The 25,995-nt window shown below is 69.7% G+C and carries 28 protein-coding genes; 3 read left to right on the top strand and 25 right to left on the bottom strand.

Going from position 1 to position 25,995, the window contains the following annotated elements:
• Position 1 precedes the first annotated feature (1 nt).
• From O9K63_RS12595 to O9K63_RS12575, 5 genes are all read right to left on the bottom strand, one after another.
• Positions 2-787: a 2-keto-4-pentenoate hydratase gene (locus O9K63_RS12595; protein WP_277238335.1), complete on the bottom strand. Its 786-nt coding sequence runs from the start codon at positions 785-787 to the stop codon at positions 2-4.
• Positions 784-1,851: a 4-hydroxy-2-oxovalerate aldolase gene (dmpG, locus tag O9K63_RS12590; RefSeq protein WP_277238334.1), complete on the bottom strand. Its 1,068-nt coding sequence runs from the start codon at positions 1,849-1,851 to the stop codon at positions 784-786. Before dmpG ends, O9K63_RS12595 begins: the two co-directional genes overlap by 4 nt.
• Complete coding sequence (locus tag O9K63_RS12585) at positions 1,848-2,825, bottom strand: acetaldehyde dehydrogenase (acetylating) (protein WP_277238333.1); 978 nt, start codon at positions 2,823-2,825, stop codon at positions 1,848-1,850. The genes dmpG and O9K63_RS12585 overlap by 4 nt, the downstream gene beginning before the upstream one ends.
• Before the next feature lie 11 nt (positions 2,826-2,836).
• A complete protein-coding gene (locus O9K63_RS12580; RefSeq protein WP_277238332.1) occupies positions 2,837-3,631 on the bottom strand; it encodes a 2-keto-4-pentenoate hydratase in 795 nt (264 codons plus the stop codon).
• Positions 3,632-3,768: 137 nt separating this feature from the next.
• A complete protein-coding gene (locus tag O9K63_RS12575) occupies positions 3,769-4,584 on the bottom strand; it encodes an IclR family transcriptional regulator (RefSeq protein WP_277238331.1) in 816 nt (271 codons plus the stop codon).
• 65 nt (positions 4,585-4,649) lie between these two features.
• On the opposite strand from O9K63_RS12575, the gene O9K63_RS12570 reads away from it, so the two are divergent.
• On the top strand, positions 4,650-5,411 hold the full coding sequence (locus O9K63_RS12570) for an IclR family transcriptional regulator (RefSeq protein WP_277238329.1): 762 nt from the start codon (positions 4,650-4,652) through the stop codon (positions 5,409-5,411).
• A 1-nt stretch (position 5,412) separates the two neighbouring features.
• On the opposite strand, the gene O9K63_RS12565 is transcribed toward O9K63_RS12570, so the two are convergent.
• From O9K63_RS12565 to O9K63_RS12540, 6 genes are all read right to left on the bottom strand, one after another.
• A complete protein-coding gene (locus O9K63_RS12565) occupies positions 5,413-6,522 on the bottom strand; it encodes an NADH:ubiquinone reductase (Na(+)-transporting) subunit F (RefSeq protein ID WP_277238327.1) in 1,110 nt (369 codons plus the stop codon).
• A 37-nt stretch (positions 6,523-6,559) separates the two neighbouring features.
• Positions 6,560-6,886: a phenol hydroxylase subunit P4 gene (locus O9K63_RS12560; protein WP_277238325.1), complete on the bottom strand. Its 327-nt coding sequence runs from the start codon at positions 6,884-6,886 to the stop codon at positions 6,560-6,562.
• 1 nt (position 6,887) lies between these two features.
• Positions 6,888-8,459, bottom strand: coding sequence for a YHS domain-containing protein (locus tag O9K63_RS12555; RefSeq protein ID WP_277238323.1), 1,572 nt, complete (start codon positions 8,457-8,459; stop codon positions 6,888-6,890).
• A gap of 142 nt (positions 8,460-8,601) precedes the next feature.
• Complete coding sequence (locus O9K63_RS12550; protein ID WP_277238322.1) at positions 8,602-8,904, bottom strand: MmoB/DmpM family protein; 303 nt, start codon at positions 8,902-8,904, stop codon at positions 8,602-8,604.
• Positions 8,905-8,917: 13 nt separating this feature from the next.
• Complete coding sequence (locus tag O9K63_RS12545) at positions 8,918-9,922, bottom strand: hypothetical protein (protein WP_277238320.1); 1,005 nt, start codon at positions 9,920-9,922, stop codon at positions 8,918-8,920.
• Between the two features lie 36 nt (positions 9,923-9,958).
• Positions 9,959-10,405: a hypothetical protein gene (locus O9K63_RS12540; protein ID WP_277238318.1), complete on the bottom strand. Its 447-nt coding sequence runs from the start codon at positions 10,403-10,405 to the stop codon at positions 9,959-9,961.
• Between the two features lie 291 nt (positions 10,406-10,696).
• On the opposite strand from O9K63_RS12540, the gene O9K63_RS12535 reads away from it, so the two are divergent.
• Complete coding sequence (locus tag O9K63_RS12535) at positions 10,697-11,650, top strand: AraC family transcriptional regulator (RefSeq protein WP_277238316.1); 954 nt, start codon at positions 10,697-10,699, stop codon at positions 11,648-11,650.
• Positions 11,651-11,764: 114 nt separating this feature from the next.
• On the opposite strand, the gene O9K63_RS12530 is transcribed toward O9K63_RS12535, so the two are convergent.
• From O9K63_RS12530 to O9K63_RS12505, 6 genes are all read right to left on the bottom strand, one after another.
• Complete coding sequence (locus O9K63_RS12530) at positions 11,765-12,190, bottom strand: GlcG/HbpS family heme-binding protein (protein WP_277238315.1); 426 nt, start codon at positions 12,188-12,190, stop codon at positions 11,765-11,767.
• Positions 12,190-13,119: a catechol 2,3-dioxygenase gene (locus tag O9K63_RS12525; protein ID WP_277238313.1), complete on the bottom strand. Its 930-nt coding sequence runs from the start codon at positions 13,117-13,119 to the stop codon at positions 12,190-12,192. The genes O9K63_RS12530 and O9K63_RS12525 overlap by 1 nt, the downstream gene beginning before the upstream one ends.
• A 2-nt stretch (positions 13,120-13,121) precedes the next feature.
• A complete protein-coding gene (locus O9K63_RS12520) occupies positions 13,122-13,490 on the bottom strand; it encodes a 2Fe-2S iron-sulfur cluster-binding protein (RefSeq protein WP_277238311.1) in 369 nt (122 codons plus the stop codon).
• A 137-nt stretch (positions 13,491-13,627) separates the two neighbouring features.
• On the bottom strand, positions 13,628-14,743 hold the full coding sequence (locus O9K63_RS12515) for a hypothetical protein (protein ID WP_277238309.1): 1,116 nt from the start codon (positions 14,741-14,743) through the stop codon (positions 13,628-13,630).
• A 136-nt stretch (positions 14,744-14,879) separates the two neighbouring features.
• Complete coding sequence (locus tag O9K63_RS12510; RefSeq protein ID WP_277242320.1) at positions 14,880-15,521, bottom strand: TetR/AcrR family transcriptional regulator; 642 nt, start codon at positions 15,519-15,521, stop codon at positions 14,880-14,882.
• Complete coding sequence (locus O9K63_RS12505) at positions 15,518-16,162, bottom strand: TetR/AcrR family transcriptional regulator (RefSeq protein ID WP_277238307.1); 645 nt, start codon at positions 16,160-16,162, stop codon at positions 15,518-15,520. The genes O9K63_RS12510 and O9K63_RS12505 overlap by 4 nt, the downstream gene beginning before the upstream one ends.
• Before the next feature lie 200 nt (positions 16,163-16,362).
• Here O9K63_RS12505 and O9K63_RS12500 point away from each other — a divergent pair, with 200 nt between their 5' ends.
• Positions 16,363-17,598, top strand: a complete 1,236-nt coding sequence (locus O9K63_RS12500; protein WP_277238306.1) for a flavin reductase — start codon at positions 16,363-16,365, stop codon at positions 17,596-17,598.
• Here O9K63_RS12500 and O9K63_RS12495 read toward each other — a convergent pair.
• From O9K63_RS12495 to O9K63_RS12460, 8 genes are read right to left on the bottom strand one after another with little or no spacing between them, the layout of a single operon-like run.
• A complete protein-coding gene (locus tag O9K63_RS12495) occupies positions 17,588-18,937 on the bottom strand; it encodes an FAD-dependent oxidoreductase (protein ID WP_277238304.1) in 1,350 nt (449 codons plus the stop codon). The two genes, O9K63_RS12500 and O9K63_RS12495, sit on opposite strands and share 11 nt — an antisense overlap.
• Positions 18,937-19,743 (bottom strand): aspartate/glutamate racemase family protein, encoded by an 807-nt coding sequence (locus tag O9K63_RS12490; protein WP_277238303.1) that lies wholly within the window; start codon positions 19,741-19,743, stop codon positions 18,937-18,939. Before O9K63_RS12490 ends, O9K63_RS12495 begins: the two co-directional genes overlap by 1 nt.
• Positions 19,740-21,197, bottom strand: coding sequence for an FAD-dependent tricarballylate dehydrogenase TcuA (tcuA, locus tag O9K63_RS12485; RefSeq protein ID WP_277238302.1), 1,458 nt, complete (start codon positions 21,195-21,197; stop codon positions 19,740-19,742). The genes O9K63_RS12490 and tcuA overlap by 4 nt, the downstream gene beginning before the upstream one ends.
• Positions 21,194-21,790 (bottom strand): cysteine hydrolase family protein, encoded by a 597-nt coding sequence (locus O9K63_RS12480; RefSeq protein WP_277238300.1) that lies wholly within the window; start codon positions 21,788-21,790, stop codon positions 21,194-21,196. Before O9K63_RS12480 ends, tcuA begins: the two co-directional genes overlap by 4 nt.
• Before the next feature lie 57 nt (positions 21,791-21,847).
• On the bottom strand, positions 21,848-22,648 hold the full coding sequence (locus O9K63_RS12475; RefSeq protein WP_277238299.1) for an SDR family NAD(P)-dependent oxidoreductase: 801 nt from the start codon (positions 22,646-22,648) through the stop codon (positions 21,848-21,850).
• Complete coding sequence (locus O9K63_RS12470) at positions 22,645-24,090, bottom strand: FAD-dependent oxidoreductase (RefSeq protein WP_277238297.1); 1,446 nt, start codon at positions 24,088-24,090, stop codon at positions 22,645-22,647. The genes O9K63_RS12475 and O9K63_RS12470 overlap by 4 nt, the downstream gene beginning before the upstream one ends.
• Positions 24,087-25,031: an isocitrate lyase/PEP mutase family protein gene (locus O9K63_RS12465; protein WP_277238296.1), complete on the bottom strand. Its 945-nt coding sequence runs from the start codon at positions 25,029-25,031 to the stop codon at positions 24,087-24,089. The genes O9K63_RS12470 and O9K63_RS12465 overlap by 4 nt, the downstream gene beginning before the upstream one ends.
• Before the next feature lie 5 nt (positions 25,032-25,036).
• Entirely contained in the window at positions 25,037-25,972 is a 936-nt protein-coding gene (locus O9K63_RS12460; protein ID WP_277238294.1) for a VOC family protein, read from the bottom strand.
• Positions 25,973-25,995: the final 23 nt, after the last annotated feature.

Raw genomic sequence — 25,995 nt, 5'->3', positions numbered from 1 at the left:
GTCACTCGCCCCCGTGGATGCGGACCGAGCCGAGGTTGGTGAAGTGGCAGGAGACCGATGAGCCGGGGGGTGCGAACTGCGCGTCGGTCATCCCACCGGTGAGGACGACCCAGCCGGCCTCGATGGCGTGACCGCGCTTGGCCAGGTCGTTGGCCGCGAGCGCGAGCGCCTCGCCCGGGTGCCCCTGGACGGCGGCGCCGGTCGCCGAGTCCACGACCTCTCCGTCGACCTCGACGAGGACGGCCTCGAGGGAGAGGTCGAGCTCGCTCGGGGGAAGGGAGACGGGCCCGGTGACGTAGGCACCGGAGCTGGCGTTGTCGGCGATGACGTCACCGGCGGCGAACTTGAAGTCCTTGTACCGGCTGTCGATGACCTCGGCGCCGCCGAGGACCTGGTCCACGGCGGCCATCGCCTGGGCGGCGGTCACGCCGGGTCCCTCGAGACGCTCGCCCATGACGAAGACGAGCTCCGGCTCGATGCGCGGGTGGATCAGCTTCTCCTGGGGGACCGGGTCGCCGGCCGGCAGCACCATGGCGTCGGTCAGCCACGCGACGAAGGGGGTGTCCACCCCCATGCGCTGCTGCTTGGCCCGGGAGGTGAGGCCGAGCTTGATGCCGACGAGGTGCTCGCCCCGGTCCAGGCGCCGCTGGAGGGTGAGGTCCTGGATCTCGTAGCCGGTGGCCACGTCCAGCTCGGGCCACTCGTCGGTGAACTTCACCCGGTCGCGGCGCTCTGCCTCGCAGGCGAGGAGCTCGGTCGCCACGGACTCGACGGTCCAGGCACTCATGCGCTCACCTTCCCGGCGTCGCGCAGCTCGATGGCCACGTCGATGATCATGTCCTCCTGGCCGCCGACGTAGCCGTACTCGCCGACCTTGGTCAGGATCTCGTGGGCCGGGACGCCGTAGCGTTCCGCGGCACGCTCCGCGTGGATGAGGAAGGAGCTGTACACCCCCGCGTAGCCCTGGGTGATCGACGAACGGTCCATGACCGGCATCCGGCGGATGATCGGGGTGACGACGTCCTCGGCCGCACCGAGGATGGCGCCCAGATCGATACCCGTCTTGATGTCGAGTCGCTCGAACGCGGTCGCGAGGACCTCGGTGGGCGAGTTACCGGCACCGGCGCCGAGGGCGCGGAGCGAGCCGTCGATCTGGCGGGCCCCGGCCCGGTAGGCGAGCACCGAGTTGGCCACGCCGAAGGACATGTTCTGGTGCCCGTGGTAGCCGACCTGGGCGTCCGTGCCGATCTCGGCGATGATCGCCGAGACGCGGTCGGAGACGTCCTCGAGGATGAGGGCGCCGGCGCTGTCGACGACGTAGACGCACTGGCAGCCGGCGTCGACCATGATGCGGGCCTGCTTGGCCAGGCCCTCGGGCGTGTTCATGTGGCTGAGCATGAGGAAGCCGACGGTCTCCATGCCGAGGTCACGGGCGGCACCAAAGTGCTGGATCGAGACGTCGGCCTCGGTGCTGTGCGTGGCGATGCGGGCGATCTGGGCGCCCATCTCGTGCGCCTCGTGCAGCTTCTCGACGGTGCCCAGGCCCGGGAGCATGAGCACGGCGATCCTGGCCTGCCGCGCCTCGGCGACGGCCGCCTTGACCAGGGCCATCTCGTCGACGGCGGAGAAGCCGTAGTTGAAGGAGCTGCCGCCGAGGCCGTCGCCGTGGGTCACCTCGATGACCTGGACCCCGGCGTCGTCGAGGGCGCGCACGGTGGTGCGGACCTGCTCCTCGGTGAACTGGTGCGACTGCGCGTGCGACCCGTCCCGGAGGGTGGTGTCGGTGATCCGCACGTCGACGTCACCGTCGAAGAGCACGGGCGAGGGGGCGGTGTTGGTGCTGGTGCTCATGCGGAAACCTCCTGGGCGGTCTTCGCTGCGTCGGAGGCGACCCAGCCGGAGTCGACCCCCAGGCGGTGCGCGACCATCATGTCGCCCACGCGGGCGGCAGCGGACGTGATGATGTCAAGGTTGCCGGCGTACTCCGGCAGGTAGTCCCCGCGCCCCTTGACCTCGATCGGGACGGTGACCCGGGCCATGCCGTTCCACAGGTCGCGGGCGTGGTCGAACTGCGGGTCGGTACGCAGGTGGTAGCCGGGCACGTACTCCTGCACGCGCGCGACCATCGCGGCGATCGACTCCTGGACGCGGTCGTGGAGCGGTCCGGCCTCGGCGGCCTCCTGCGGGATGGCGCAGAAGACGGTGTTGCGCATCATCAGCGGCGGCTCGACCGGGTTGAGGATGATGATCGCCTTGCCGGTCTTGGCGCCACCGACGACCTCGAGCGCCTCACTCGTGGTCTCGGTGAACTCGTCGATGTTGGCCCGGGTGCCGGGACCGGCGGACTTGCTGGAGATCGACGCGACGATCTCGGCGTAGGGGACGTCGACGACGTCGGAGACCGCGGCGACGATCGGCGTCGTCGCCTGCCCGCCGCAGGTGATCATGTTGACGTTCTGCGCGTCGAGGTTGAAGTCGAGGTTGACCGGCGGGCAGAGGTAGGGGCCCACGGCCGCGGGGGTGAGGTCGACGGCGAGGATGCCCGCCTCCGCGTACTTGGGCGCGTTGGCCTCGTGCGCCTTCGCGGAGGTGCACTCGAAGACGACATCGGGCAGCTCGTCCTGGGCGAGCAACCAGTCGACGCCCTCGTGGCTGGCCTCGAGGCCGAGGGTCTTGGCCCGGCGCAGGCCGTCGCTGGACGGGTCGACCCCGACCATGTAGCGCGGCTGGAGGACGTTCGAGCGTCGCATGAGCTTGAACATCAGGTCCGTGCCGATGTTGCCCGGTCCGACGATCGCGGCCGTTCCCTGGGTGCGCTGCGTCATGGGTTCACCTTTCACTTGTCTGCAAAGCGGGCGGTCACGCTGCCGAGACCGGCGAAGGTCGCGGTGAGGACGTCGCCCGCGGCGACCGGGACCATCGAGGTGACGGACCCGGGGAGGATGACGTGACCGGCCTCGAGGGTGGTGCCGAGGGCACCGACCGTGTTGGCCAGCCACACGAGGCTGGTGATCGGGGACCCGAGGACGGCGCCGCCGGCCCCGGTCCCGACGATGCGGGAGTTGCTGGAGAAGACGCACCCGGTCAGGCGCAGGTCGACGTCCTGCAGCCGTGTCGGCGTGGAGCCGAGGACGAAGCCGCCGGAGCTCGCGTTGTCGGCGATGGTGTCGACGAGCGTGATCTTCCAGTCGGCGACCCGGCTGTCGACGATCTCCAGGGCCGGCAGGACGTAGTCGACGGCGTCGATCGCCTGGGTGACGGTCACGCCGGGCCCGGTGAGCGGCTTGCGCAGGACGAAGGCGATCTCCGGCTCGATGCGCGGCTGGAGGTAGCCCCCGAGCGGGATCGCCTGGTGCTCGAGGTGGACGAAGTCGTCCATGAGGTGGCCGAAGTCGGGCTGGTCCACGCCGAGCTGCTTCTGCATCGCGGCGGAGGTCAGGCCGACCTTGTGCCCGATGACCGTGCGGCCCGCGGCGGTCCAGCTCGCCACCTGCTCGAGCTGGATCGCATAGGCGTCCTCGACGGTCAGCCCGTCGAACTGCGCCGTGAGCGGGGCGGTGGGGACGCCGCTGGCATACGCCTGCAGCAGGACCCGGGCCGCATCGGTCCGGGTGGTCGTGGACGTTTCCATGGTCGTCACGCTAGGACTGCCCTTCGTCGGAATCATGGGTCGTTCCCGTGGTGGGAACGAGCGCGGATCTCGCAACTGCCTAGGCAGTTGCGGGTGTCTGCGCGCAACTGCCCAGGCAGTTGCGGGGTCGGGATGTGTCAGGCGGAGTACTGCTTGGCGATGCGGTTGGCGGCTGCCGTGAGCAGCGGGACCACCCGACGCATGTCGGGCTCGATGAGCGGGGTCGGGCCGAGCACGGAGATGGAGCCGACGGCCTGGCCGTGGACCCGGATCGGCACGGCGACGGAGCTGGCGTCGGTGAAGGACCCGGAGTGCAGCGCGGCGTGGCCACGGCGGCGCACGTCGGTCAGCGCCCGGTCCCAGTCCTCGACCCGCCGGATCGTCCCCTTCGCCTTCGGGGGGAACCCCGCGTGGCGACGCTCCCGGTCGACGCCGGGGTTGAAGGCGGCGATGACGACACCGGAGCTGGTGCAGTGGGCGGGCTGGCGACGACCGGTGTGGCCGAGGATCCGCACGCCGTCCACCGACTCGATGCGCTCGACGAAGACCACGTCGGCCCCGTCCGGGACACCGAGGTTGACGGTGTGACCGGTCTGGTCCGCAACGGCCTGCATCACCGGCAGGGCCACGTGGCGCAGCCCGTTGCGGGCGTGGGAGAGCATCCCGAGCTCGTAGAGGTGCAGACCGAGGCGGTAGGACCCGCTGGCGTCCTGCTCGACGAACCCGCGGCCGGCCAGCGTGGTCAGGACGCGGTGTGCCGTCGACTTGGCGACCCCGAGCCGCCGTGCGACGTCGGAGACACCCAGCGTGCTGTCCATCGCGAAGCACTCGAGGACGTCGAGGGCCGTCCCGACGGAGCGCAGCCCGCCGGCCGTCCCTCGTCGGGGGGTCGACGTGCACCAGGCACTGTCGCTGACGGTCTCGATGGAGGGGTCGTGAGTCGCGGTGGTCATCTCGGCCGCCCTTCTCTGGCTCGATGTGTCTGTACTGTCGCCCCGATTACGGGCATGATCAAGGAATGCGTTCCGCTGATCGAAACGGCCCGCCGATCTCCGTCGTGGGGCGCGTGAGCGCGGTCCTCAGCGCCCTCGAGGCCGCTCCCGGGCCGCTCGGGATCAGCGAGCTGGCCGCGGCGACCGGGCTGGCGAAGGGGACGGTGCACCGCCTCGTGGCGCAGCTGGTGGAGGAGCGGATCCTCAAGCGCACCGAGGGCTCCCGGCTTGACCTGGGGGTGCGCCTCTTCGAGCTCGGCTCGCGGGTCACCCTCCCGCGCACGCTCACCGACGTGGCCCGCCCGCTGATGGACGACCTGCACCGGGCCACGGACCGGCAGGTCCACCTCGCCGCGCTCGACGGCGTCGACGTCGTCTACATCGCCATCGTCCACGGCGGCCTCCCGCTGTCCTCGACCATCGGCGGTCGATTGCCCGCCCATGCCACGGGCGTCGGCAAGGCGATGCTCGCCTACTCGCCGCGCTCGGTGGTCAAGGAGCGGATCGAGGCCGGCCTGCCGGCGATGACCCCGCGGACCATCGTCACCCCGGGTGGCCTCGCCCGGGACCTGCAGAACATCCGCTCGGTGGGCACCTCCTACGACCACGAGGAGTCCCACCCGGGCATCTCCTGCGTGGCCGCCCCCGTCTTCGGGGCGGACAAACGCATCCGGGCGGCGATCTCGGTGACCGGGCACACCCAGCGGATGGACCTGGACCGGTTGGGGGTGGCCGTGCGCACCGCAGCATTCACGATCTCGCGACTGCTGCGGGACGCCGGCCTGTGAGTCATCGCTTGATCAGGGGACTCTTCAGCCCGGAGTCGTTCTTGTCCGACTCGTCGAAGAAGTCCTCACGGAAGATGTCCCGGGGGAAGAGCCGTCGGCTCATCAGCGTCTTCAGGGCCGCGTCGACCATCGGTGGCGGGCCACAGAGGTAACCGCGGCAGCCGATCAACCGCTGGTGGTCGGCCTCGATGACGTCGGTGACCATGCCGTAGGCGTAGGCGTCCGGGTCGTCACCGGAGGCCGCCACCTCCTCGGGGGTCTCGTCGGAGAGACAGGGTCGGTACGTGAACGCCTCGTACTCCTCGGCCAGGTCACGGAAGGCGTCGACGTCGTAGAGCCACGCCCGGGTGCGGCCACCGGCGTAGAGCGTGAGGTCGCCCTCGTACTCGCCCGCCTCGAGGGCGTGGCGGACCATCGACTTCAGGGGAGCCACGCCCGTCCCGCCACCGACGAGGATCGCGTGCTTGTCGTCGCTCGTCCGCAGGACGAACCGGCCGTACGGACCCGACAGGCGCACCTGGTCCCCCTTCGCCAGACCGCCGAAGACCCAGCCGTCGGTGCCGCGACCACCCGCGACGTTGCGGATGTGGAACTCCAGGCGCGTCGTCTCATCGGGGGGAGAGGCGATCGACCAGGTCCGGTCCACCTCCCCGACCGCGACCCCGTCGACCTCGGCGGCGGGGACGGTGAACTTCATGTACTGACCGGCATTGAAGCCGATCTCGCGGTCGAGCTCGACGACGAGGCGCCTGGTCTGCTCGGCGATGTCCTCGAGGACGACGACGGTCCCGGTGAAGTCCTGGACCGGGTGGACCTCCAGGTCCTCGTCGACGTCGAGATCGGCCTCCAGCGTCACGTCCTCGCGCGGCTTGGCGCAGCACGTGAGCATCTTCCCCTCGTCCCGCTCGAAGTCCATGAGGGCGAAGCTGCTCGCCTCACCCAGGTCGACCTCACCGTCGAGCTTGTCGACCTTGCAGGTGGCGCAGGTGCCGTGGGTGCAGCTGTGCGGCAACCACACCCCGGCCCGCAGGCAGGCGTCGAGGATCGTCTGGTCCTCGTCGCACTGGACCTCGCGCCCGACGGGCTCGACGGTGATCGTGTACTTGGTCATGGGTGCTCCTCGAGCGGGACGAAGGGGGAGGGCTGGGTCAGGCGGCCACGCGGGTGCCGATGACGTCCTTGTGGCGGACGCCGAGCTCGGACAGCGTCTGGCCGTCCTCGGGCTCGAAGGGGGAACCGTGCAGGGTCCACGTCCGCGGGGCGTCCGGGTCGTAGTCCGGGTCCTCCTGGGCGAAGGGCACGAACATCTGGGCCTTGAAGTCACCCCACGTCATCTCCCGCGGGGCGCGGAACATCGCCGGGGAGGCGAACCACATGGTGTTCTGGAACCAGACGCTGACCAGCTGGTCGTCGCCGTAGTTCTCCTGCGCGGACCGGGAGGGGAAGTCGTACTCCCCGATGCTCTTGATCGTCATGTCAGGCACCTGCCTTCGTCTCGCTCGGGGCGGCGGTGTCGGCAGCGGCCTCGCCCTGCCACGCCACCCAGTTCTGGTGGTCCCTCGAGCCGAGGTACTCGCCGGCGTCGCCGTCCTGCAGGCCGTACCACTCCAGCACGTCCGGGACGGTCGGGCCGCCGCAGTTGCCGGCGAGGATCTGGTGCACGGGCAGCCAGGCCTGGCGGTACTTCTCCGGCTCCCGCTCGAAGATCCACTGACACCCGTTGGAGCAGGTGTGGTAGATCTCGCCCTCGAACTCGGACTCGCGCTGGCACAAGGTCGTGGGGTCGCCCGGCTCGGTGAAGAGCATCGGGACCTGGCAGACCTGGCACAGCTGGGGCAGACCGGGGGCGAAGTGGCGACCGCCGTTCTCGCGGTTCTTCGCCTCCTTGTCCCACAGCGGCCGGAAGTACGTGTCGAAGGTGTCCGGGTAGGACTCGGAGAGCCAGTTCAGGTGCTCCTCGGAGGGCATCGTCGTGGTGAAGCCCGCCGCGAAGGAGAACTGGTAGAGGGTCCAGTACACCTGGTGGGAGAGCAGCTCCTTCTCCTGGATCGCGTCCTCCACGTGGCGCGGGGGCTTGATGCCGTAGAAGGCGAGGTCCTCGAAGAGGCCACCGAGCATCTGCTCCTCGAAGTACAGCTCGAAGGACTCCTTCCAGCTCATCACCTTGCGCGGAAGCATGTAGTCGAGCATCTGGGCGACGAGCGCGGTGACGCGGTAGGAGCGCCAGAACCACTTGTCGATCCAGCCCTGGACGAGCTCGACGTTGTCCTCGTCCTGCTCGAGGAGGAACTTGATCGCCTCCAGGCCCAGGGTCATGTGCCGCGACTCGTCCGACTGCGCCGAGAAGCCGAAGGTCATCGTCGGCAGGTCGCCGTTGAACGAGGACCCGGACATGAAGGGCACGAAGAGCAGGTTGGTCAGCAGGTACTCGAAGGAGAACCCGACCGCGATGAGGAACTCGAAGGGCCCGCAGGACATCGCGTCGTCGAAGAAGCTCTTCGGCACCGACAGGTACCAGACGCGGTCGAAGTGCTCGGGCCAGTTGTGCATCCCCGAGTAGAGCTTGTTGTAGTTGCTCAGGGTGTGGATCTCGGTCTGCATGTGCCGGATCTCGTCGATCGACTGGCACAGGGCCGCGAAGCGCGGGCCCGGGCCGGCGAAGTGCCGCGCGAGGTAGGCGAAGTGGCGGTGCGCGGCGTACTCCAGCGGCGTCACGCCCTGGAGGAAGATCTTCATCGCGTTGAGGTAGGACGCATCGGTGAGGCTGAGGTGGCCCTGGCCCTGCGCGAAGCCGTCGAGGACGGCGTAGAGGCGCTTGTCCTTCTCGGCCTGGTACTTGCAGTAGGCGTCGATCGTCAGGCGGAAGGGGTCCTCCCAGGCCGCCCAGTCGTGGATCTTGATGCCCTCGTAGTCGAGGTGCGGGAACATCTCGTCCTTGTCGACGTAGCTGGGCTCCCAGTCGAGGCCGCGCGTGAGCGCCTCGTAGCGGGCCTTCATCGACAGCTTCTTCGGCTTCTTGGTCTTCTTCTGCTCGGGTGCGAGAGTCATCTCGTCCTCCTGTGAACGGCGTTGTTCGGATCAGTCGTGATCGGGTCGAGGCGTCGCGGCCCCGCTGGTCGAGGCGTCCGGGCGGCCCCGCTGGTCGAGGTGCGCGGAGCTCTGCGACGAGCCTCGAGACCTCGGTGTCTGCTCAGTGGTCCCAGGCGATGACGATCTCGTCGTCGTCCCACTCCTGGATGTTCCCGAAGTAGGAGACGATCGACATCTGGAACTCGTGGGTCTCCCACTCCCGGCCGAGCTTCTCCTCGACGCTCTCCTGCAGCACGACGAGCCGGCCGGGTGCGGTGATCCGCACGAGGCCCGGTGTGTGGCTGATGCTGCACTCGGGGTTGTCCTCCTCGATCGCCTCGATGATGGGGCGGTTGTCCTCGGACTCCTGCAGGATCATCCCGACGTCCCGGGACGAGGTCGGGGTCTGCGTTGACTCGCTCATGTCGCTTCCTTCCTCAGGCCTGGTCGGCCGCGTACGTCTGGCGAACCTCGGCGGCACGGGCGGTCACGCGGTCCACGGCACCGACGGCCAGCAGCTCGTCGACGCGGGCCGCGAAGGGGGTGACCGCCTCGAGCGCCTGGTCCATGGCGAGCTCGCCGTGCTGCGCGATCAGCCCGGCGTTGGTCGCCCCGAGCTCCTCGTCCGCGCGCCAGGCCTTGTGCAGCGCGTCGATCCACTTGCGGTTGTCGGCGAACCAGCTCGACATGTGCTGGGCGAAGAGCGAGTACGCGGGTGCACCACCGGTGACCGCCTCGTCGTCCAGGTGGCGGTAGAGCAGGTCGTAGAGCAGCTGGTCGACGGCGTCGAGGTGCAGCAGGGCGATGCCCCAGTCCTTCTCGACGATCGTGTACTCGGCCAGTCGGCGCAGGCCCTGCAGCGGCTCGTCCTCGAGCCAGTGCGTCTTGGCCTCGGCGAGCAGGTCGGCGGTCCCGCCGGCGAGCGCGATGCCCAGGCGGCTGAGGATCTGCGCGTTGCCCACCCGGTCGAAGCCGGAGAACGCCGCGGCCTGGGTGACGGTCGACCCGTACCCGAACCGGGCCATCCCGCACAGGATCAGCTGCCCGGCGCTCTCGAGGTGGCGCAGCGGGAGGACGAGCTCACCGAGAAGGTCCTTCCACTCCTGCGGCAGGCGCTCCAGCAGGCCCCGGTCCTCGATGTACTGCAGCGAGGTCGCGAAGGCCTCGTGGTGGGTCGAGCGCGAGGTCACGTACGGCGCGTAGTAGTACTGCCGCGGGTCGAGGAAGGAGTAGGGGTCGCTCAGCCGGAAGACGCTGTAGGTCTCGTCGTAGAGCTCCTTGCCGGGGTCGTAGGTCGGCCGGTAGTGGAAGTGCTCCCGCGGCTGCACACCGACGCTGCCCTCGAGGTAGCGCGAGGCCGGCTTGTCGCCGTAGCGGTTGACGAGGTGGGTGAAGGTCGAGCGCTGCGGCTCGATCACCTGGGTCTTGAGTTCGTACTGCACTGGACGTTCTCCTTGGGTCGGTCGGGCGAAGGGGGGTCAGGCGGAGGTCGTCGGGGTGGCCTCCATCCCGGCCTCCATGAGCTGGACCAGCAGGTCCGGCAGCGCGTCCGGTCCCTCGAGCTCCCGGGCCTCCTCCTCGTCGAAGAGGTCCCCGACGAGCCGACCGAAGGCGCGACCGTCGGCGAAGGTCGTCGAGCAGCGGGCTCCGTGGTCCCTGAAGGTGACGGTGAAGGCGAGCTCGTTGGGCAGGGGCTCGTCGACGAGGTCGAGGTGGTCGTGGTCGGCGCCGAGCACGGCGTTCGCCTCGCACACGTACTGCTCGGCGAGCGAGCGCAGGGCCACGTGCCGGTCCGCACCGGTGCCGGTGGCCACCCGACGGCTGATCCGGGTCTCCGGGAGCGTCGAGCGGCGCTCGGCCAACTGCGGGACCTCGTCCGCGGGGGTGCCGACGAACTCGGCCACGCGGGTCATGAAGGGCGTCATTGCACTTCTCCTGGTTCGGTGGGGCGTGGAGATGAACGTAGGTCGCGCGCCGACGGACCGCGATCCGCTGGGCGAAAGGTCTGTCCAGCCAGCGCAACGACTGCTCCGGACGCCCCGCAGCCGGGGGGTCACCCCCTTCGCGCCGGGTGGTGGTGCCGGGGTGGCTGCGGGAGACGACTGTCAGCAAAGGGTCGTAGTGTCAGGGGACGTTCCGCTGTGGCGAACGCCGGGCTACGGACCTCCGGCGGCTGCGCATGCTGCTGTGGATCACGGACTCGCTGAGGGAGTGCAATGGAGCATCTTCTGCAGTCGGCACCGACCTTCGACGACTGGGAGGGAGTGCACGACGCCGTCGCGGACGCCTACTTCCCGCACGACATGAAGCCCCGCTCGGGAGGACCGGCGTCGCACTGCGGACTGGAGGTCGTGGACCTGTCCGTGTGCCGCCTGGCCCACATGCGCTTCGGCGCGACGGTCGACATCGTCACCGAGCACCCGGGCGCATTCGCGATCAACATCCAGCTCGAGGGCAGCATGGAGTCACGTCTCGGCTCCGACAGCTTCACCACCACTCCCGGCGAGGCGATGGTCTTCCCCGCCGACACCCCGGCACGGATGCCCGAGTGGCCGGCGGACCGCGCCGTCCTCGGGCTGCGCATCGACAGCGACTACCTCTCCCGGGAGGCCGAGCGGGTCTTCGCCCGCAAGCACGTGCAGCTGCCCCGGGTGATCGACCTGCGCGGGGCCGAGGGCGCTGCCTGGCTGACGCTCGCGCGCACGACCTTCGACAACGCCCGGCAGGCCGGTGGCAGTCTCTACACCAGGGAGCAGGTGGCGGAGTCCGTCGCCAGCATGCTCGTGACGGGGTTGCTGCTCACGGCCGTCCCCGAGGAGGACTCCGCCACCTGCCCGACCGGGATGCGTCCGCGGCCCATCCGACGCGTCATGGACGCCATCGAGCATGATCCCGCGCGCCCGTGGGCGCCCGCCGACCTCGCCGAGGTCGCGGGTGTCAGCGTCCGCCGGCTGCAGCAGTGCTTCCGCGAGCACGTCGGGCTGACCCCCCTGGCCTACCTCCACGACGTGCGTCTCGAGCGCGTCCACGACGACCTCGTCCACGGCCGCGGCGGCAGCGTCACCGACGTGGCCGTGCGCTGGGGCGTGACCCACCTGGGCCGCTTCGCGGCCGCCTACCGGAGCCGGTACGGCCGGCTGCCCAGCCAGACCCTGGCCGCCAGCTCCTGACCCGGACGCCTGCGCCCACCCCCTTCGCAACTGCTTAGGCTCCTGCACCACGGGAGGCTCCCCCCTTCGCAACTGCTTAGGCTCCTGCGAAGGGGGTGGGCTCCCTCCCCGAGGTCAGGCGCCGACGGCGTCGGCGCCGGCGGTGGCGACCTGGGCGTCCTGCTCGGCCGAGCCACCGGAGGCACCGATCGCGCCGACCAACTCACCATCGACCCGGATCGGCACGGCCCCGCCGAAGGCGGCGACCCCCGGACGGTTGGCGATGCCCCGGATGACGGCGTCCTCGCCGGCGAGCGCGGCGTAGAGGTCCGCGGTCGGTGCACCGCCGAAGCCGACGCTCGTGCGGGCCTTGTCGATCGCGATCGGTCCGGAGTTGCTGAAGGCACCGTCCATCCGCGCGAAGGACAGCAGCACACCGCCGGTGTCCACGACGGCCACGTTCATCCGCAGGTCGTTGCTCCGCGCATGGGCCAGGGCAGCGTCGAGCGCCGCCCTGGCCCCCGCGAGGGTCAGGACGGCGCTCGTGCGGACGTGCTCCATCAGGTGAGGACCGTCGTGAAGCGCTCGTTGAGCTCGCGGGCGTGGTAGAAGATGCCCTGGCCGAGCTGGTCCACGGTCCAGACGTTGGTCGGCCGGTCGGGGTAGGCGAGGTAGCCACCGGCGAAGACCTCGTTGCGGTTGCCGCTCGGGTCGAAGAAGTACGTCGTCTGCCCCCGGGTGATGCCGTGGCGGGTCGGCGTGACGTCGACCGAGACGTCGTCCATGGTGAAGATGTCCGCCGCGTGGCCGACCTGGCTCCAGTCGTCCAGGCGGAAGGCGAAGTGGTGCAGCTTGCCCTGCGGGCCACCGATGACGGCCAGCTGGTGGATCTGGTTGTTGGACGTCAGCCACGTGCCCACGAGGTCGTGGTCCGCGTCGAGGCTGGTCTGCACCCGCTCGGTCGCGTAGAAGCCGAAGACCTCCATCAGGAGCTTCTCCATCAGCTTCGGGTCCTCGCAGGTGATGAGCGAGTGGTCGAGCGCGGGGACACCGACACCGACGAGGTGGCGCGGGAAGGGGTCGGGGTTGTGCGTGCCGACCTCGGTGCCGATGGAGGTCTGCGAGTGGTAGACCTCGAAGACGTGGTCGCTGGTCGTGGTGAAGCGGATCCCGTCCCCGACCTCCGGGTTCTCACCGCTGGACATCCGCTCGACCGTCAGGCCGAAGGTCTGCGCCTTCTTCTCGATCGCGTCGATGTCGGCCTCGTGCTCGACCTTCCAGCCGTACTTGACGACGCCGACGCCACCCTCCTCGAGGACGACGGAGTGGTGGTCCCACTCGTCCCAGCCCTTGTAGAACACGCGCTTGTTCCCCTCTGGGGAGGTGTCCTCGAGGGTCTCGTACAGACCCAGGGTCGACGCGTAGTGGTTCTTCGCCTCGGTCATGTCGGTGACACGCACGTGGGCGTACCCCATTCGCATGATGCCCATGTTTACTGCTCCTCCGGTGGGGTGCTGGGAGCCTTGGCGCGCTTGCGCGCCTTCTCGTTGAGCTGACCCAGCAGGGGGTTGACGAGGCGCAGGGATGCGTCTCGCATCTGGATGGTCAGGTCGTCACCGGGGACGGCGCGGCAGCTCAGGCAGGTGCCGTCGGCTCGCTCCTCATCGGTGATGACCGTCTCGGCCACGGGTCGACAGTAGGAGAACTCACCGTCGAGGACGTCGATCTTGCAGATCCCGCAGCCGCCGCGACGGCAGCCCACCGTGTACGCGTACCCGGCCTTCTGCAGGCCGGACAGCACGGTGTCACCGGGCTCGACGTGGATCTCGGTCCCCGATGGCTGCACGATGATCGTCGTCATCGAACACTCCTTCGTGGTCGTTCGCGCGGGCAACGGCGCCCGTCTGACCGACTCTGCCTCACGAAGGGGGGATCGGCGCCGGCCGTTCCCACCCGCGGAACGTCCCGTCGTCGAACGTGGTGGGCTGGGGGCGCTCGTCAGCGGAGGACGGCCATCCGGTCACCCTTGACCGCACCCACCCAGACCTCGTCCCCGACGGGGGTGGCCACCGTGGGAGCCCGGAAGTTCTTCGGCTCGCCCTCGTAGATCGTGTGCGTGGTCATCCGCCGGGGATCCACCGCCAGGACCTCCAGCCCCGTCGGACAGTTCGCCAGGTCGTCCGACTGACAGGCGATGACCTCCGCCGTCGTGAAGTCCTGCCCCGTCACGAGGACCTCGCCCTCGCGCGAGAGTCGGAGATTGTCCGGCATGAGGGGCACATCGACGCTGGTCCTGCCGACGGCAGAACGCTCGTTCGCCCGACTTCCGTCCAGCGGGATGCGGTGGACCCGGCGTCCACCCCATTCGGCCACGAAGGCAGTGCGGCCCTCCCGTGTCACGACGACACCGTTGGGGCCCGCCATGGCGGACTCCGGCACGACGCTCCACCCCGACTCCGCGCTCCACCGCATGAGGTTGCCGCTCGGCGTGTCACTGAAGATCTGCGAGAAGGGGTCGGACTCCGTCGGGTCGAAGAAGTTGGTCACGACCAACTCGTCGCCGCCGGGCAGGGGAGCCACACCGTTGGCGAAGGTTCCACCGGGCAGGGTCACGCACCCGGTCCACGTCAGGTCGATCCCGTCCCTGAGGTCGAGCTCGAAGACCTCCACGCCCTCACGCCCGCCGTGGTTGACGACGTACAGCTCGTGGACGTCGTCTCCCTTCTGCTCGATGTTGATCCCGTGTGGCGAGGCGATCGTCGGATCGGGAGCTCCGCCGCAGTCGGGGAACCGTGACCGGTCCCAGTCCACGGACCACGTGCGACCGGGCCAGATCTCGGTGACCGCGTGCGTGCCGGCATCAACGGCATAGAGGTGCCCGACACTGTCCGTCGACAACGGGTCTGCCGACAGACCGCTGACGATCGCCGTTTCGGAGTCGGGCACCTCGACGATGTCCTCCGGGCTTTCCGGGCCCGCGAGGAAACCGGTCAGCTCGTGGGTCGGAGTGGCCTGCGAGGGCGTCGCGCCGGCCCCCGTGGGAACCGTGGACGCGGTCAGGGCGAGCACCGCGGCGGCGGCGATACGCGTGAGAGCCGACTGGGCTGTGGGCATGGGATGTCGTCCTTACGTGGTGCGTCGTCGAACCACTTGACGGGGGTCAAGTCAGTGTAGTGAACACTACAGAAGGGCTCGATCAAGTCAACGGCGAAAGCGAATGACGACCACTACCGCTGGTGCAACTGCTCCATCAAGGACGACTACCGCTGGCGATCGCCCGACGCAGAAGGGCCTGGATCATCGGGACGAAGAGGTCGATGATCTGCATCGCTTCCAGGTCGTCGAAGGCTTCACCGGCGACGACGAGGCCGTCCGAGAGCGCGCGGAACAGGATCGCGACATCGCGGACCAGCTGGGGATCGCGGAGGTCGGAGAGGGCCCGTTCGAGCCAGACCGTCATCATCGTCAACGCCTGGGCCCGCACGTCGAGATAGGCCTGACGGGTCTGCTGGGTGTCATCCCCGTCCTCGAGCAGGACCTGCATCCCGATGTTCATGAAACTCGGCTTGCGACGCAGCGTCTCCTCGGTGGTGCGCAGGAGTTCCGCGACATGGTCCAGCACATCATCAGACCGGGACGTCCACCCCGGTGACTCGGCGAGCCAGCGCGCAAAACTGGTGCGCACGACCTCCGCGAACAGCGCGTCCTTGTCGGTGAAGTGCCAGTAGAGGCTCGACACCGGCAGTCCGGACCGCTTGCAGATGGCGGCGACCGTCGCTCCGGTGACCCCACGCTCCCGGGCGACCTCCGCCGCCGCGATCAGGATCCGGTCGCGAGAGGCAAGGCCGGGCTCGCGTGCGTCGGGCGTTGTGGATCGTTCGGACGTGCTCATCGCACCCACCCGATCTGCTGAAGGTGCTCGGCCCACCCGGAGGCGACGAGGGTGGTCAGGCGACGCACGTCCTTGGCCGAGCTCGACCGTACGTGGACGAACAGACCGTCCATCAGCACCATGTGCGTCCTGGCCATGGTCCGGGCGGCAGCGACACGGTCCTCGTCGTCGTCGAAGGCCTCGGGGAGGAGGACCTCGGTCCACCACTGGGTCATCGCATCCTCGGTGTCCCGTCGCACCTCGAGGTACCGGGTCCGCGCCTCGGGCTCCTTGACCCGCTTCTGGAGTGTCAGCAGCAGGCCGAGCTGCCAGAACTGGGGTGTCTCGATGAGCGACTGGGCAGCCCGCTGGAATCGTTGCTCCAGTCGCTCGCGCAGGTCCTCGGGCTCGTCCCTGCGCACCCAGGTCGGCGCCGTGGGCCGCCATTGGCGGTAGGAGTACTCCAGTGTGGCTGCCAGCAGCTTGTCCTTGTTCCCGAAGTGCCAGTAGATCGAGCTGGCCGGCAGTCCGGTCTGCTCGACCACCTTGGCCACCGTCGTCCCGTCGTACCCTGAGGATGCGGCGATCTCCAGGGTGGCCCGCAGGATCGCAACACGAGACTCCTCACCCTGCTTGTGGACTCGGTCGGTCTTGCGCGGCATGACCCGGTCCCCTCACCAACTCGTCGACTGACGGTGCGTGCACCGTTCTGGAGTTCAACATACAGGGACGAGCATCCGCAGCGGGCCTGGGCCGTGATCGGCGCTTGATCCACAAGAGATCCATCGCTACTCTCGCTGTAGTATCCGCTACAGGCTGCCCGACTGGGAGCCCGGCTCTGGGACTCAACGAGGAGGCTCACATGACACAGGACCAGCAGCTCGAGCGGCGCTTCGACGCCGCGACCTTCCGCGAGGTCCTCGGCCACTACCCGACGGGGGTCGTCGTGGTCACGGGAGTGCACCCGGACGGCGATCCGGTCGGGATGGTCGTCGGAACCTTCAGCTCGGTCTCCCTGGAGCCTGCCATCGTCTCGTTCATGCCCGGCGTGGGGTCGGGCACCTATGCCCGTCTACGAGAGTGCCCTGCACTGGTCATCAACGTCCTGGCGCACGACCAGACCGACGTGTGCCGCACGATGGCCATTCCGGCGGATGACAAGTTCGATCACGTGGGCTGGCAGCCCTCGTCCACAGGTGCCCCCGTCCTCGATGACGCAGTGGCCATCATCCACTGCCGGCTGGACCAGGAGGTCCTCGCGGGTGACCACTACATCACCCTGTGCGCCGTCGACGACCTCGAGATCGTCCGGCCGGTCACGCCGTTGCTGTTCTTCCAGGGTGGATACGGCGGCTTCAACCCCAAGGGACTGTCCGCGCTCGGCGACGGCGACTTCATCGAGGCGCTCCGGCTCGCCGAGACGGCCAGACCACACATCCGACGCCTCGCCGACCGGTACGGCTGCGAAGCCGCCGTCCTCACCGCACTGAGCGAGGACGAGATGACGACCGCTGACTCTGCCTATGCCGGGACGGCCGAGGTCTACGAGCGGCTGGGCGAGCGGATCCCGCTCATTCCCCCCATCGGGGACGTGTACGTCGCCCACGCCTCGCAGGAGGTCCAGGACGCCTGGTGCGCCAAGGCCCCGGCGGACGAGGAGGTTCAGGCCAGGTACCGCCGGCGCCTCGAGACGGTTCGACGTGACGGCTACTCCGTGGTCCAGGTGGGCGCCGTGGGTGCGGTGCAGTACGCACGCATGCACGAGGCGCTCGAGGAGTACGCCTCCGGCCCCCTGACACCGAGCCGTGAGCGTGCGGTGCGCGAGGTGCTCTCCGAGATGTCCGACTTCTTCGAGCCGATCGACATCTGCGAGGACACCCGCTATGACCTCGGTTCGATCATGGTGCCCGTCTTCGACCCGGGCGGCACGGTGGCCATGGTCCTGCGCCTGACGCAGCTACCGCAGGGCGCGTCGGCGCACACGGTGCGCGGATGGCTCGGCGCGCTCCAGGAGGCGGCCGCCGAGGTGAGCACCTCGCTGCGGGGTGGCGAGAGCAGCGAGGTGCTGCAGGCCTACCGCAGCTGGTTCATGATGTGACCCCGGTCGCGAGCTCCTCGCCGATGATCCATCCGGCTCCCATGGCCGCCATGAGACCGCCACCCGAGGAGTAGCCCTGCGAGTCGGGCCCGGCGGTGCCCACGGCGCTGCCGCCCCCGACCCGCAAGCCGCTCACGGTCGAACCGTCGATCCGCACGACGCGACAGCGAGGGTCGATGAGCGCGCCGCCCTGGGTCGTCAGGACCCCGTGGGTCAGCCAGGTGTGGTGCAGACGTCCCTGCTGGGGGCGACGACCCGCCACCGGACGCATGGCCTCCGCCAAGGCCTCGTAGGGGATGCCAACCTGCCGGGACAAGTCGGCCACGTCCTCAGCCTCACGGATCGCGCCGGCGGCCAGGGAGTCACGCATCATCTCCGAGGTGATGGTCTCCGCCATCGCCTGCTCGTCCCACACCATGAGTGCCCGCTCGCCCGGCTGCGCCTGGATCCGCCCCGCGAGCCCCGAGTAGCCGAAGGCCTGCTCGTCGACGAATCGATCACCCGCGGTGTTCATCAGGACGGCACCTGCCCAGGGCAGGGCAGGGTTGACCCGGGTCCCGTGGCCCAGGGTCACCTGACCGTGCCGCAGGCAGGCCTCCATGTGCGTCCACTGCGCACCGAGGGGCTCGAGCCAGGCGATGCTGTCGCCGGTCGAGGTGCTCACCCCGCCGTAGAAGGGGGTGCCGAGGCCCGACGCGAACCGCCGCATGAGGTCGGGGTTGTTGGCGAAACCGTCCGTGGCGACCACGGTCGTCGTCGCCCGGACCTCGATGGCCTCGCCGTTCTGCTCGGCCACGAAGCCGATGACCCGCTGCTGACGCGGGTGCTCGGGGTCCGGTTCGGTCAGCAGGCGGCGCACGGGCGCCTCGTCGACGAAGGCGACGTTGTCGCGAGAGGCCAGCTCGGCCCGCAGGAAGGCCATGAGCGGCCCGCCACCCCTGCGCTCGGGGTCTGCGTGCAGTCGGGGCACGCTCATCCCCTTGCGGGGCATGTCGACACCGACCTCGAGCGGGTACCCGAGGGTGTCGCCGATCCAGTCCACGTACCGGGGCGCCACCTCGCAGAGTGCCCTGACCAGGGGGCGCAGCATCTCGTCACCGGAGTTGGCGATGATGTCGTCGCAGTGCTGCTGCGGGGAGTCCTCGATCCCTGCCTCCCGTTGCAGCCGGGTCCCGCCCGCGGCGAGGCTGCCCGAGGAGACGTCGGCGTTGCAGCCCTCGCGGGTGCTCTTCTCGAAGACGGCGACGACGAGGTCAGGATTCTCGCTCGTCCGCAATGCCGCCATGACACCGCACGCGCCACCACCTGCGACGGCCACGTCCACGTCGACGGTCTCCATCACGAGTCGGCCGGGGAGTCGAGGCCGTAGAAGGCGCGGGCCGCGTCGACGAGACCCCTGGGAGGCTGCTCCCCGAAGAAGCCGCGCCGTGACGCGACCAGGCCCTGCTCGCGGTACTGAGCTGCGCGCAGGAGCGCGACCCGCACGCAGGTGCCCATCGAGTCGACGACCGGCACGTCGTCGATCCGGCTGATGCCCTGGTCGGCGAGGAAGACGTTGAGGGGCCCCTCGCCCGGGACGATGACGTCGGCCCCGTCCGCGACGGCGGCGCGGGCCGCGACCGTGAAGGCCTCGGTCAGCGGCCCTGGGTCGGCATACGCATCCATGATGTCGGTGAACGCCCGCTCCACCTGGTGGATCGGGCCGACGATCCGGTCGAGCCCGTACACCTCCATGTTGCGACGCAGCTGGGGCTCGAGCTCGGCGATGAAGTTGACGATGCCGACCCGGCGCCCGAGCTGGGCCGCCATGAGGGCGCTCGTCTGCCCCAGGGCCACGACCGGGATGTCCACGAGCGAGCGGACCTCCTCGTAGGCCGTGTCCGGGATCGTCGCGATGAAGTAGGCGTCGTACCCCTCGTCCTGCGCCCGCAGCGCCGCCTCGACGAACTGGTCCTTGTGGAGACCCGAGAGATAGGCGTACTTGATGTGGGTTCCCGGATACTCACTCGGGTAGGTCCCCGCCCGCATCCCGTGCAGGTCGACGGAGTGCTCCGACCCGGCAGCTGCGGACAGGTGGCGCTGCAGCGCGTCCCGGTAGTGGGGCACATCGTCGAGGACGGTGAAGGACTGGTGCCAGATCCTCATGAGGCGAGTGACTCCCTTCGGCTCTCGGCGGCCCCGGCACCAGCGATCCGGCCGAAGGTGGCCCCGCGCAACACCGACGTCGACCCGACGTAGTTCGAGTAGTACAGACCGGTCATCTCACCGGCTGCGTACAGGCCGGGGATGGCTCGTCCGTCGCGGTCGATGACGCGGGAGGAGGCGTCGACCTTGAGCCCGCCGAAGGTGAAGACGTTGGCCGCCATGATCGGGTAGGCCGCGAAGGGTCCTTGGCTGATCGGGCGGGCCCAGTTGCTCTTGGCGGGGTGCAGGCCCTGTGTGGCCATGCCGTCGGGCCGGGTGACGTCCCACTCGCCCTCGGGGCAGGCTGCGTTGTACTCATCCATGGTCGCCACCAGGGTGGTGGGGTCGAGGTCGAGGGCAGCCGCCAGCTCCTCGATCGTCCCTGCGGTGACCGCCGGCTCCTCGGTGCGGATGGCTGTCCTGATGTTGGGCACGGCCTGGCCTGCGGCGTCGAGGATCATCCACGCCATGCCCCGGTCCTGGGCCTGGATGTCGCGGGTGGTCCGCTCGTACCAGGCGTCGATCGGGCCGCGGGCCTCGTCCACGAAGCGCCGGCCGTGGACGTTGACGAGCACGCCGTAGGTGAAGGCCATGATCGCCGCCTCCGGGTCGCCCGAGCGGGGATCGATCGGCTCGGCGTGGAAGAGGCTGAAGTTACCGGCCGTCGCCGCGCCCGCGGCCAAGGCCATCTCGAGGCCCTCACCCTTGTTGTAGTTGCCCCCGCGGGCCACCGGGCGGCACGTCATCGCCTTGTCCCCGTGGTAGCGGGCCATCATCTCGGCATTGCCCTCGTACCCACCGCAAGCGAGGACGACCGTGCCACTGTGCGTCACGCGCCCCTGGGGGGTCGCAGCGACGACACCGGTCACGACACCCTCGTCGACGACGAGCTCGCGCACCGTGCTCTCGTAGGAGAAGTCGATGCCGAGCTCCTTGGCCCGACGGCTGAGGGTCTCCACGAGCGCCTGCCCCCCGCCTATCGGTGCCAGGCGGGTCGTGGAGACGGTGAGGAACAGCGTCGGCAGCTGACCGAAGGACATGCCGTGGCCCTCGAGCCACCGCAGGGTCGGGCCGGCGCTCTCCACGAAGGTCTCGACGTAGTCCAGGTCGACCATCGGATGTGCCCGCAGCAGCGGGGAGCGCTTCTCCCACGACTTCGTCAGGTCCGCGGTCAGGCCGGGGTCGGGGTGTCCCATGAAGTCGTCGACGAGTGCATCAGCGAGTCCGTCCGCGGGTTCGTCGACCGAGGCCATCCGCATGTAGGCCTCGGTGTACCGGGTGTTGCCTCCCGCTTCGCTCTCGGTGGCCCGGTCGAGGAGGAGGACCCTGGCTCCGGCCTCGTGCGCGCTGATCGCCGATGACAGACCGGCGATGCCAGAGCCGACGACGATCACGTCATGGGTGCGCGCGCTCATGCCCAGCTCCCGACGACCTCGTCGGCCGTGGTGACCGTGCCGAAGAGGGGCAGGGTCTTGGCGACGGCGTGCTCGTGCAGTGCCGGGTCGGGAGTGGCGCACATGTCCTCGACGATGCTCACCTGCAGGCCGGAGTCGCTCGCGTGGCGGGCGGCGGACTCCACGACCAGGTGGGTGGCGATGCCCCCGAGGACGACGTGATCGATCCCGTTCCCGGCGAGGACCTCACGCAGCGGGGTGCCGACGAAGGGGTCGACGCACCCCTTGGTGACGACGGCCTCCCCCTCGGCCGGAGCCAGCTCGGGCAGGAACTCCGTCTCCGGGGACCCGATCTTCATCTTCTGGTTCGTCGGGTACCCGTCGAACCGGGGCAGCAGATTCGTCCGCAGCCGGTAGGCCGGGTCGAAGGCCAGGCGGATGTGGAAGACGGGTACACCCGCCTCACGGGCCGCCCCCAGCACGCGCGAGGCGGTCGCGACGACGCCACGCTCACGGACCTGGGCCGCCAACGGCGGGGCCAGGCAGAGATCACCCTCCTGACCCAGGGCGACCTGGTAGTCGAGCATGAGGAGGGCGGTGCGGTCAGCAGTCATCGTGTGTGTCCTTCGTTCGGGATGTATCGGTGTGCGTGCATGGGGGCGGTCAGGGCCTCACCAGGCGGACCAGCCGCCGTCGATGTAGAGCACCTGTCCGGTGATGTAGCTGCTCGCCGGGGAGGCGAGGAGGAGGAGCGGGCCGGCGAAGTCGGCGTCGACGTCGCCGAGCCGGCCGAGCATGGTGCGCTGCGCGAACCACTCCAGCTGGTCGGGGTCGTCCTTCAGGGGCATGGTCATCGCCGTCGGGTAGAACACGGCGGGGGCGAGGGCGTTGACGGTGACGCGGTCGCGGCCGAGCTCGCTGGCCAGGGAGCGGGTCACGTTGACCACGCCCGCCTTGCTCGCGTAGTAGGCGCTCTCCGGGATCGGGCCGACGCGCTCGGCGTACACGGTCGTGAGGTTGACGATCTGCCCGCCGCCCAACGCCGCCAGGCGGGGGCCGAACTCCCGGCCCACGATCCAGCAGCCGACGAGATTGACCTTGATGATCCGCTCGAACTCCTCGACCGAGGTCTCGGCGTAGCCCTTGCGCAGCATGATGCCGGCGGCGTTGACCACCGAGTCCACCCGGCCGTGCTGCCCCAGCACCTGCTCGGCGAGCTCCCGGACCGAGCTCTCGTCGGTGACGTCGACGACGTGTGCGGAGTGACCGGAGCCCGGCAGGGACGCACGGACCTTCTCGATCTCGTCCCCCAGGGGGGCGAGGTTGGCCACGGCGACGGTCGCACCGGCGGCGGCGAGGGCACGCGCCGCCTCCTGGCCGAGGCCACCCGCGGAGGCGCCGACGACGACGGCCACCCGCCCGGTCATGTCGAAGGGGGAGCCGCTCCCCCCTTCGCGCGGGGTCGTGGTCACCACTCGAGCTCACTCTCCTCGTGAGCGGCGTACCGGCCGGCGAGCCGGCCGAAGATCGCCGACTTCCCGATGCTCGTACCCGTCATGTAGCCGGCCCCGTGGAGGCCACCGACGACCTCCCCGGCGGCGTAGAGGCGCTCGATCGGCTCCCCGTAGACGTCGAGCACCCGCATCCGCGGGTCGACGGTGAGGCCGCAGTAGGTCGCGAGGACGACCGTGCCGGAGCGCTGGGCGTAGAAGGGAGGGGCGTCGATCGGCGTGGGACGCCCGACGGCGCCGACGAGGTGCTCGCGACCGAGCGGGTCGGGGTCACCGCTGACGAGACGGGCGTTGTACTCCGCCACCGTCGCCTCGAGCACTCCCGGGTCGGTCCCGAGCCGCACGGCGAGCTCCTCGATCGTGTCGGCCACCTCGAGCATCCCGGCGGAGAGACGGTTGGCGAAGTCGTAGATCGGCACCTCGTCGCTGCCGAGCGCCATGGCGCGTGAGTCGAAGACCTGCCAGGTCCAGCCGTTCTCGCGGGCGAGGCTGGCGTCGCCGAGCTCCTTGTACGGACGCGACTCGTCGACGAAGCGGTGCCCGTGGACGTCGACCATGATCGCGCCCTTGTAGACCGCGAGGATGCCGGTGCCGTCCTCGTCGGGGTGCGACTCGGCGTAGATCCCGTAGGTGCCCTTGATCCACGGCAGGTCGCGCACGCCGGCGCCCAGGGCCTGGGCCATGACCATGCCGTCACCACTGTTGCCCGGACCGCCCGCCAGGAGGGCGTGCTCCATCTGGGGGGCGACCCTGTCGAGCAGCTCGCGGTCCCGGGCGAAGCCGCCGGTCGCGACGACGACGGCGTCGCAGCGGATCGTGTGCCGTTGCCCGTCCCGATCGACGACGACCCCGATCACCCGACCCTCCTCGACGACGAGCCGTTCCACGGGGGCGTCGGTGATGATGCGGGCGCCCAGGGCTCCCGCGGCGGTGAAGAGACTGCGCAGCATGGCGGTCGTGTCGCTCGGGTGCGAGCGCGGGACCGACTGACCTGAGGCGGCGTGGATGTGCCCGTACGCCACCCCGTGGTCCTTGAGCCACCGGTAGGTCACGGCCTGGTGCTCGACGTAGGCGTCGACGAGCTCGGGGTCGTTGCGGTACAGGCCGACCCTCAGGAGGTCCTCGCGCAGCAGCTCCTCGGAGTCCTCGATGCCCTGCTCGCGCTGCTCGTCGGTGCCGACGAAGGCGCTCAGCCCGGCGGAGCGGATCGTCGACCCGCCGAGGACCGGCAGCTTCTCGAGCAGGACGGCGTACTGCCCTTCCTCGGCGGCGGCGAGCATCGCGGCTGCCCCCGCGAGGCCACCGCCGAGGACGATCACCCCGACCCGATCGGGCAGCTCGCGCTCGACGGGCAGCCCGTCCGTGGTGATCCCCGGCTCCTCGGCGAAGACCCTGGTGCTCATGACGTCGCCTCGCCCAGCCGGTCGAAGTGGGCCTCCGCAGCGCTGAACTGGGGCAGGTTGAACAGCTCCTGCCGGTCCTGCCACGTCGCCATTCGGTCCTCACGCGAGGCGGTCTCGCCGGTCTCGGCGAGGTGAGCCAGCGCCTCCTGCCCTGCCGCCATCATCGAGCGCATGAGGTAGTTGGCGAAGAGGACGACGGTGAAACCGAGCCGCTCGTACTCCTCCAGCGACATCTGGGGCGTCTTGCCTCCCTCGACCACGTTGACGAGCAGCGGCGTCCCGGCGAGCTCGCGGCCGACGAGCTCGAGCTCGTCCCTGGTGCGCGGTGCCTCGACGAAGAGGACATCGGCGCCGGCCTCGATGTACAGCTTGGCCCGGTGGATCGCCTCGTCGATGCCGTGGACGCTGCGGGCATCGGTCCGGGCGACGATCACCGTCGCCTCATCATGGCGAGCCTGTCGGGCGGCGACGATCTTGGCCGCCATGTGCTCCCCCGGAATCAGCGCGTGGCTGTCGAAATGACCGCAGCGCTTGGGCATCTCCTGGTCCTCGAGCTGGATGCCCGCAGCGCCGGCACGCTCGAGCTTCTGGACGGTGCGCATGGCGGAGACGGCGTTGCCGTAGCCGGTGTCCGCATCGACGACGAGGGGTATTTGCACGGCGCTGGCCACTCGGTCGACGTGGTCGGCGACCTCGGCGAGTGAGATGAGGCCGATGTCGGGTAGCCCGTACGTCGCATTGGCCAGGCCGGCACCGGTGAGGTAGCCGGCGGAGAAGCCGGCGCGCTCGACGAGGCGGGCGCCCATGGCGTCGGTGGCGCCGGGGAGGACGAGCGTCCCTCCGGCGATCGCCGAGCGCAGGGCGATCCGCTTGTCGTGCGCTGTGACGTCCGCGGCCACCCCCGTCAGCTCAGCAGCGTGGGCGAAGGGGGGAAATGGCACCGGTCTCAGGCCTCCGGCACGTCGTGCATCACGGCACCGGCTGCCCCGAGGGGGTGCATGAGGCCGGGGCCCCGCTGCGTCCCCTCACCCGGGATGTGGCCCCAGGTGGCGGTGCGGTCGTAGACGCGCGGGATCCATTCCTCCTCGTCGACCTCGAGACCACCCCAGCCGTACTCGACGTGGAAACTGCTCGGCGTCGCGTGGTAGAAGCTGAACTGCTTGTCGTTGGTGTGCCGGCCCAGGCTCAGGGTGATCGGCACGTCGTGCTCCTGCGCCAGCTCGTAGCCGGTCCCGACGTCGTCCATGTCGCCGACCTCGATCATCAGGTGGTTCACTCCCGCGACGCCTTCCGGGCCCTGGCCCAGCGCCAGGCTGTGGTGGCGCTTGTTGCAGTGGTAGAAGCGCGCGTTCAGCCGTCCGGGGACGATGATCTTGTCCGAGAGACGGAAACCGAAGTTGCTGAAGAACTCGTGACCGGCCTCGATGTCCGGCAGGAGCAGCAGGACGTGACCGAGGCCCTGCTCACCGGTGACGAAGCCGCTGATCGGCCGGCTCGGCAGGAAGCTGCCCGGCACGGCGCTCTGGCCCCAGGTCACCTCGTGCCGGAACCCCCACGGGTCGGTGAAGACGACGATGCGGTTGACCGCACGCGATGCCGCGAGCTCCTCGTCGCCGCGCTCGTGCTCGATGTCGAGCTCGGCGCACACGCGCAGGACCTCCTCGAGGTCCTCCTCGTAGTTGACCGCCCAGCCGATGTACTCGGTGCGGTCCTCCTCACCGGGGTGGATCTGCAGCCGCCACGCGGCGTCGTCGATCTTGATGCGCACCGCGCCGTCCGGACCGTCGTCGACGACCTGGGCCCCCCAGACCGTGCGGGCGAGGTCCGGCCAGTCGGCGTGGTTGGGTGAGGTGATTCCGAGATAGGCGAGACGGGTGATCATGGCAGTTCTCCTGTGTGTCGTTC

Origin of the sequence: Janibacter cremeus, assembly GCF_029395675.1 — a bacterium.
Classification (GTDB): Bacteria; Actinomycetota; Actinomycetes; order Actinomycetales; family Dermatophilaceae; genus Janibacter; species Janibacter cremeus_A.
Note: the sequence above shows the minus strand (reverse complement) of the source record. Positions and strands in the feature narration are given on the sequence as shown.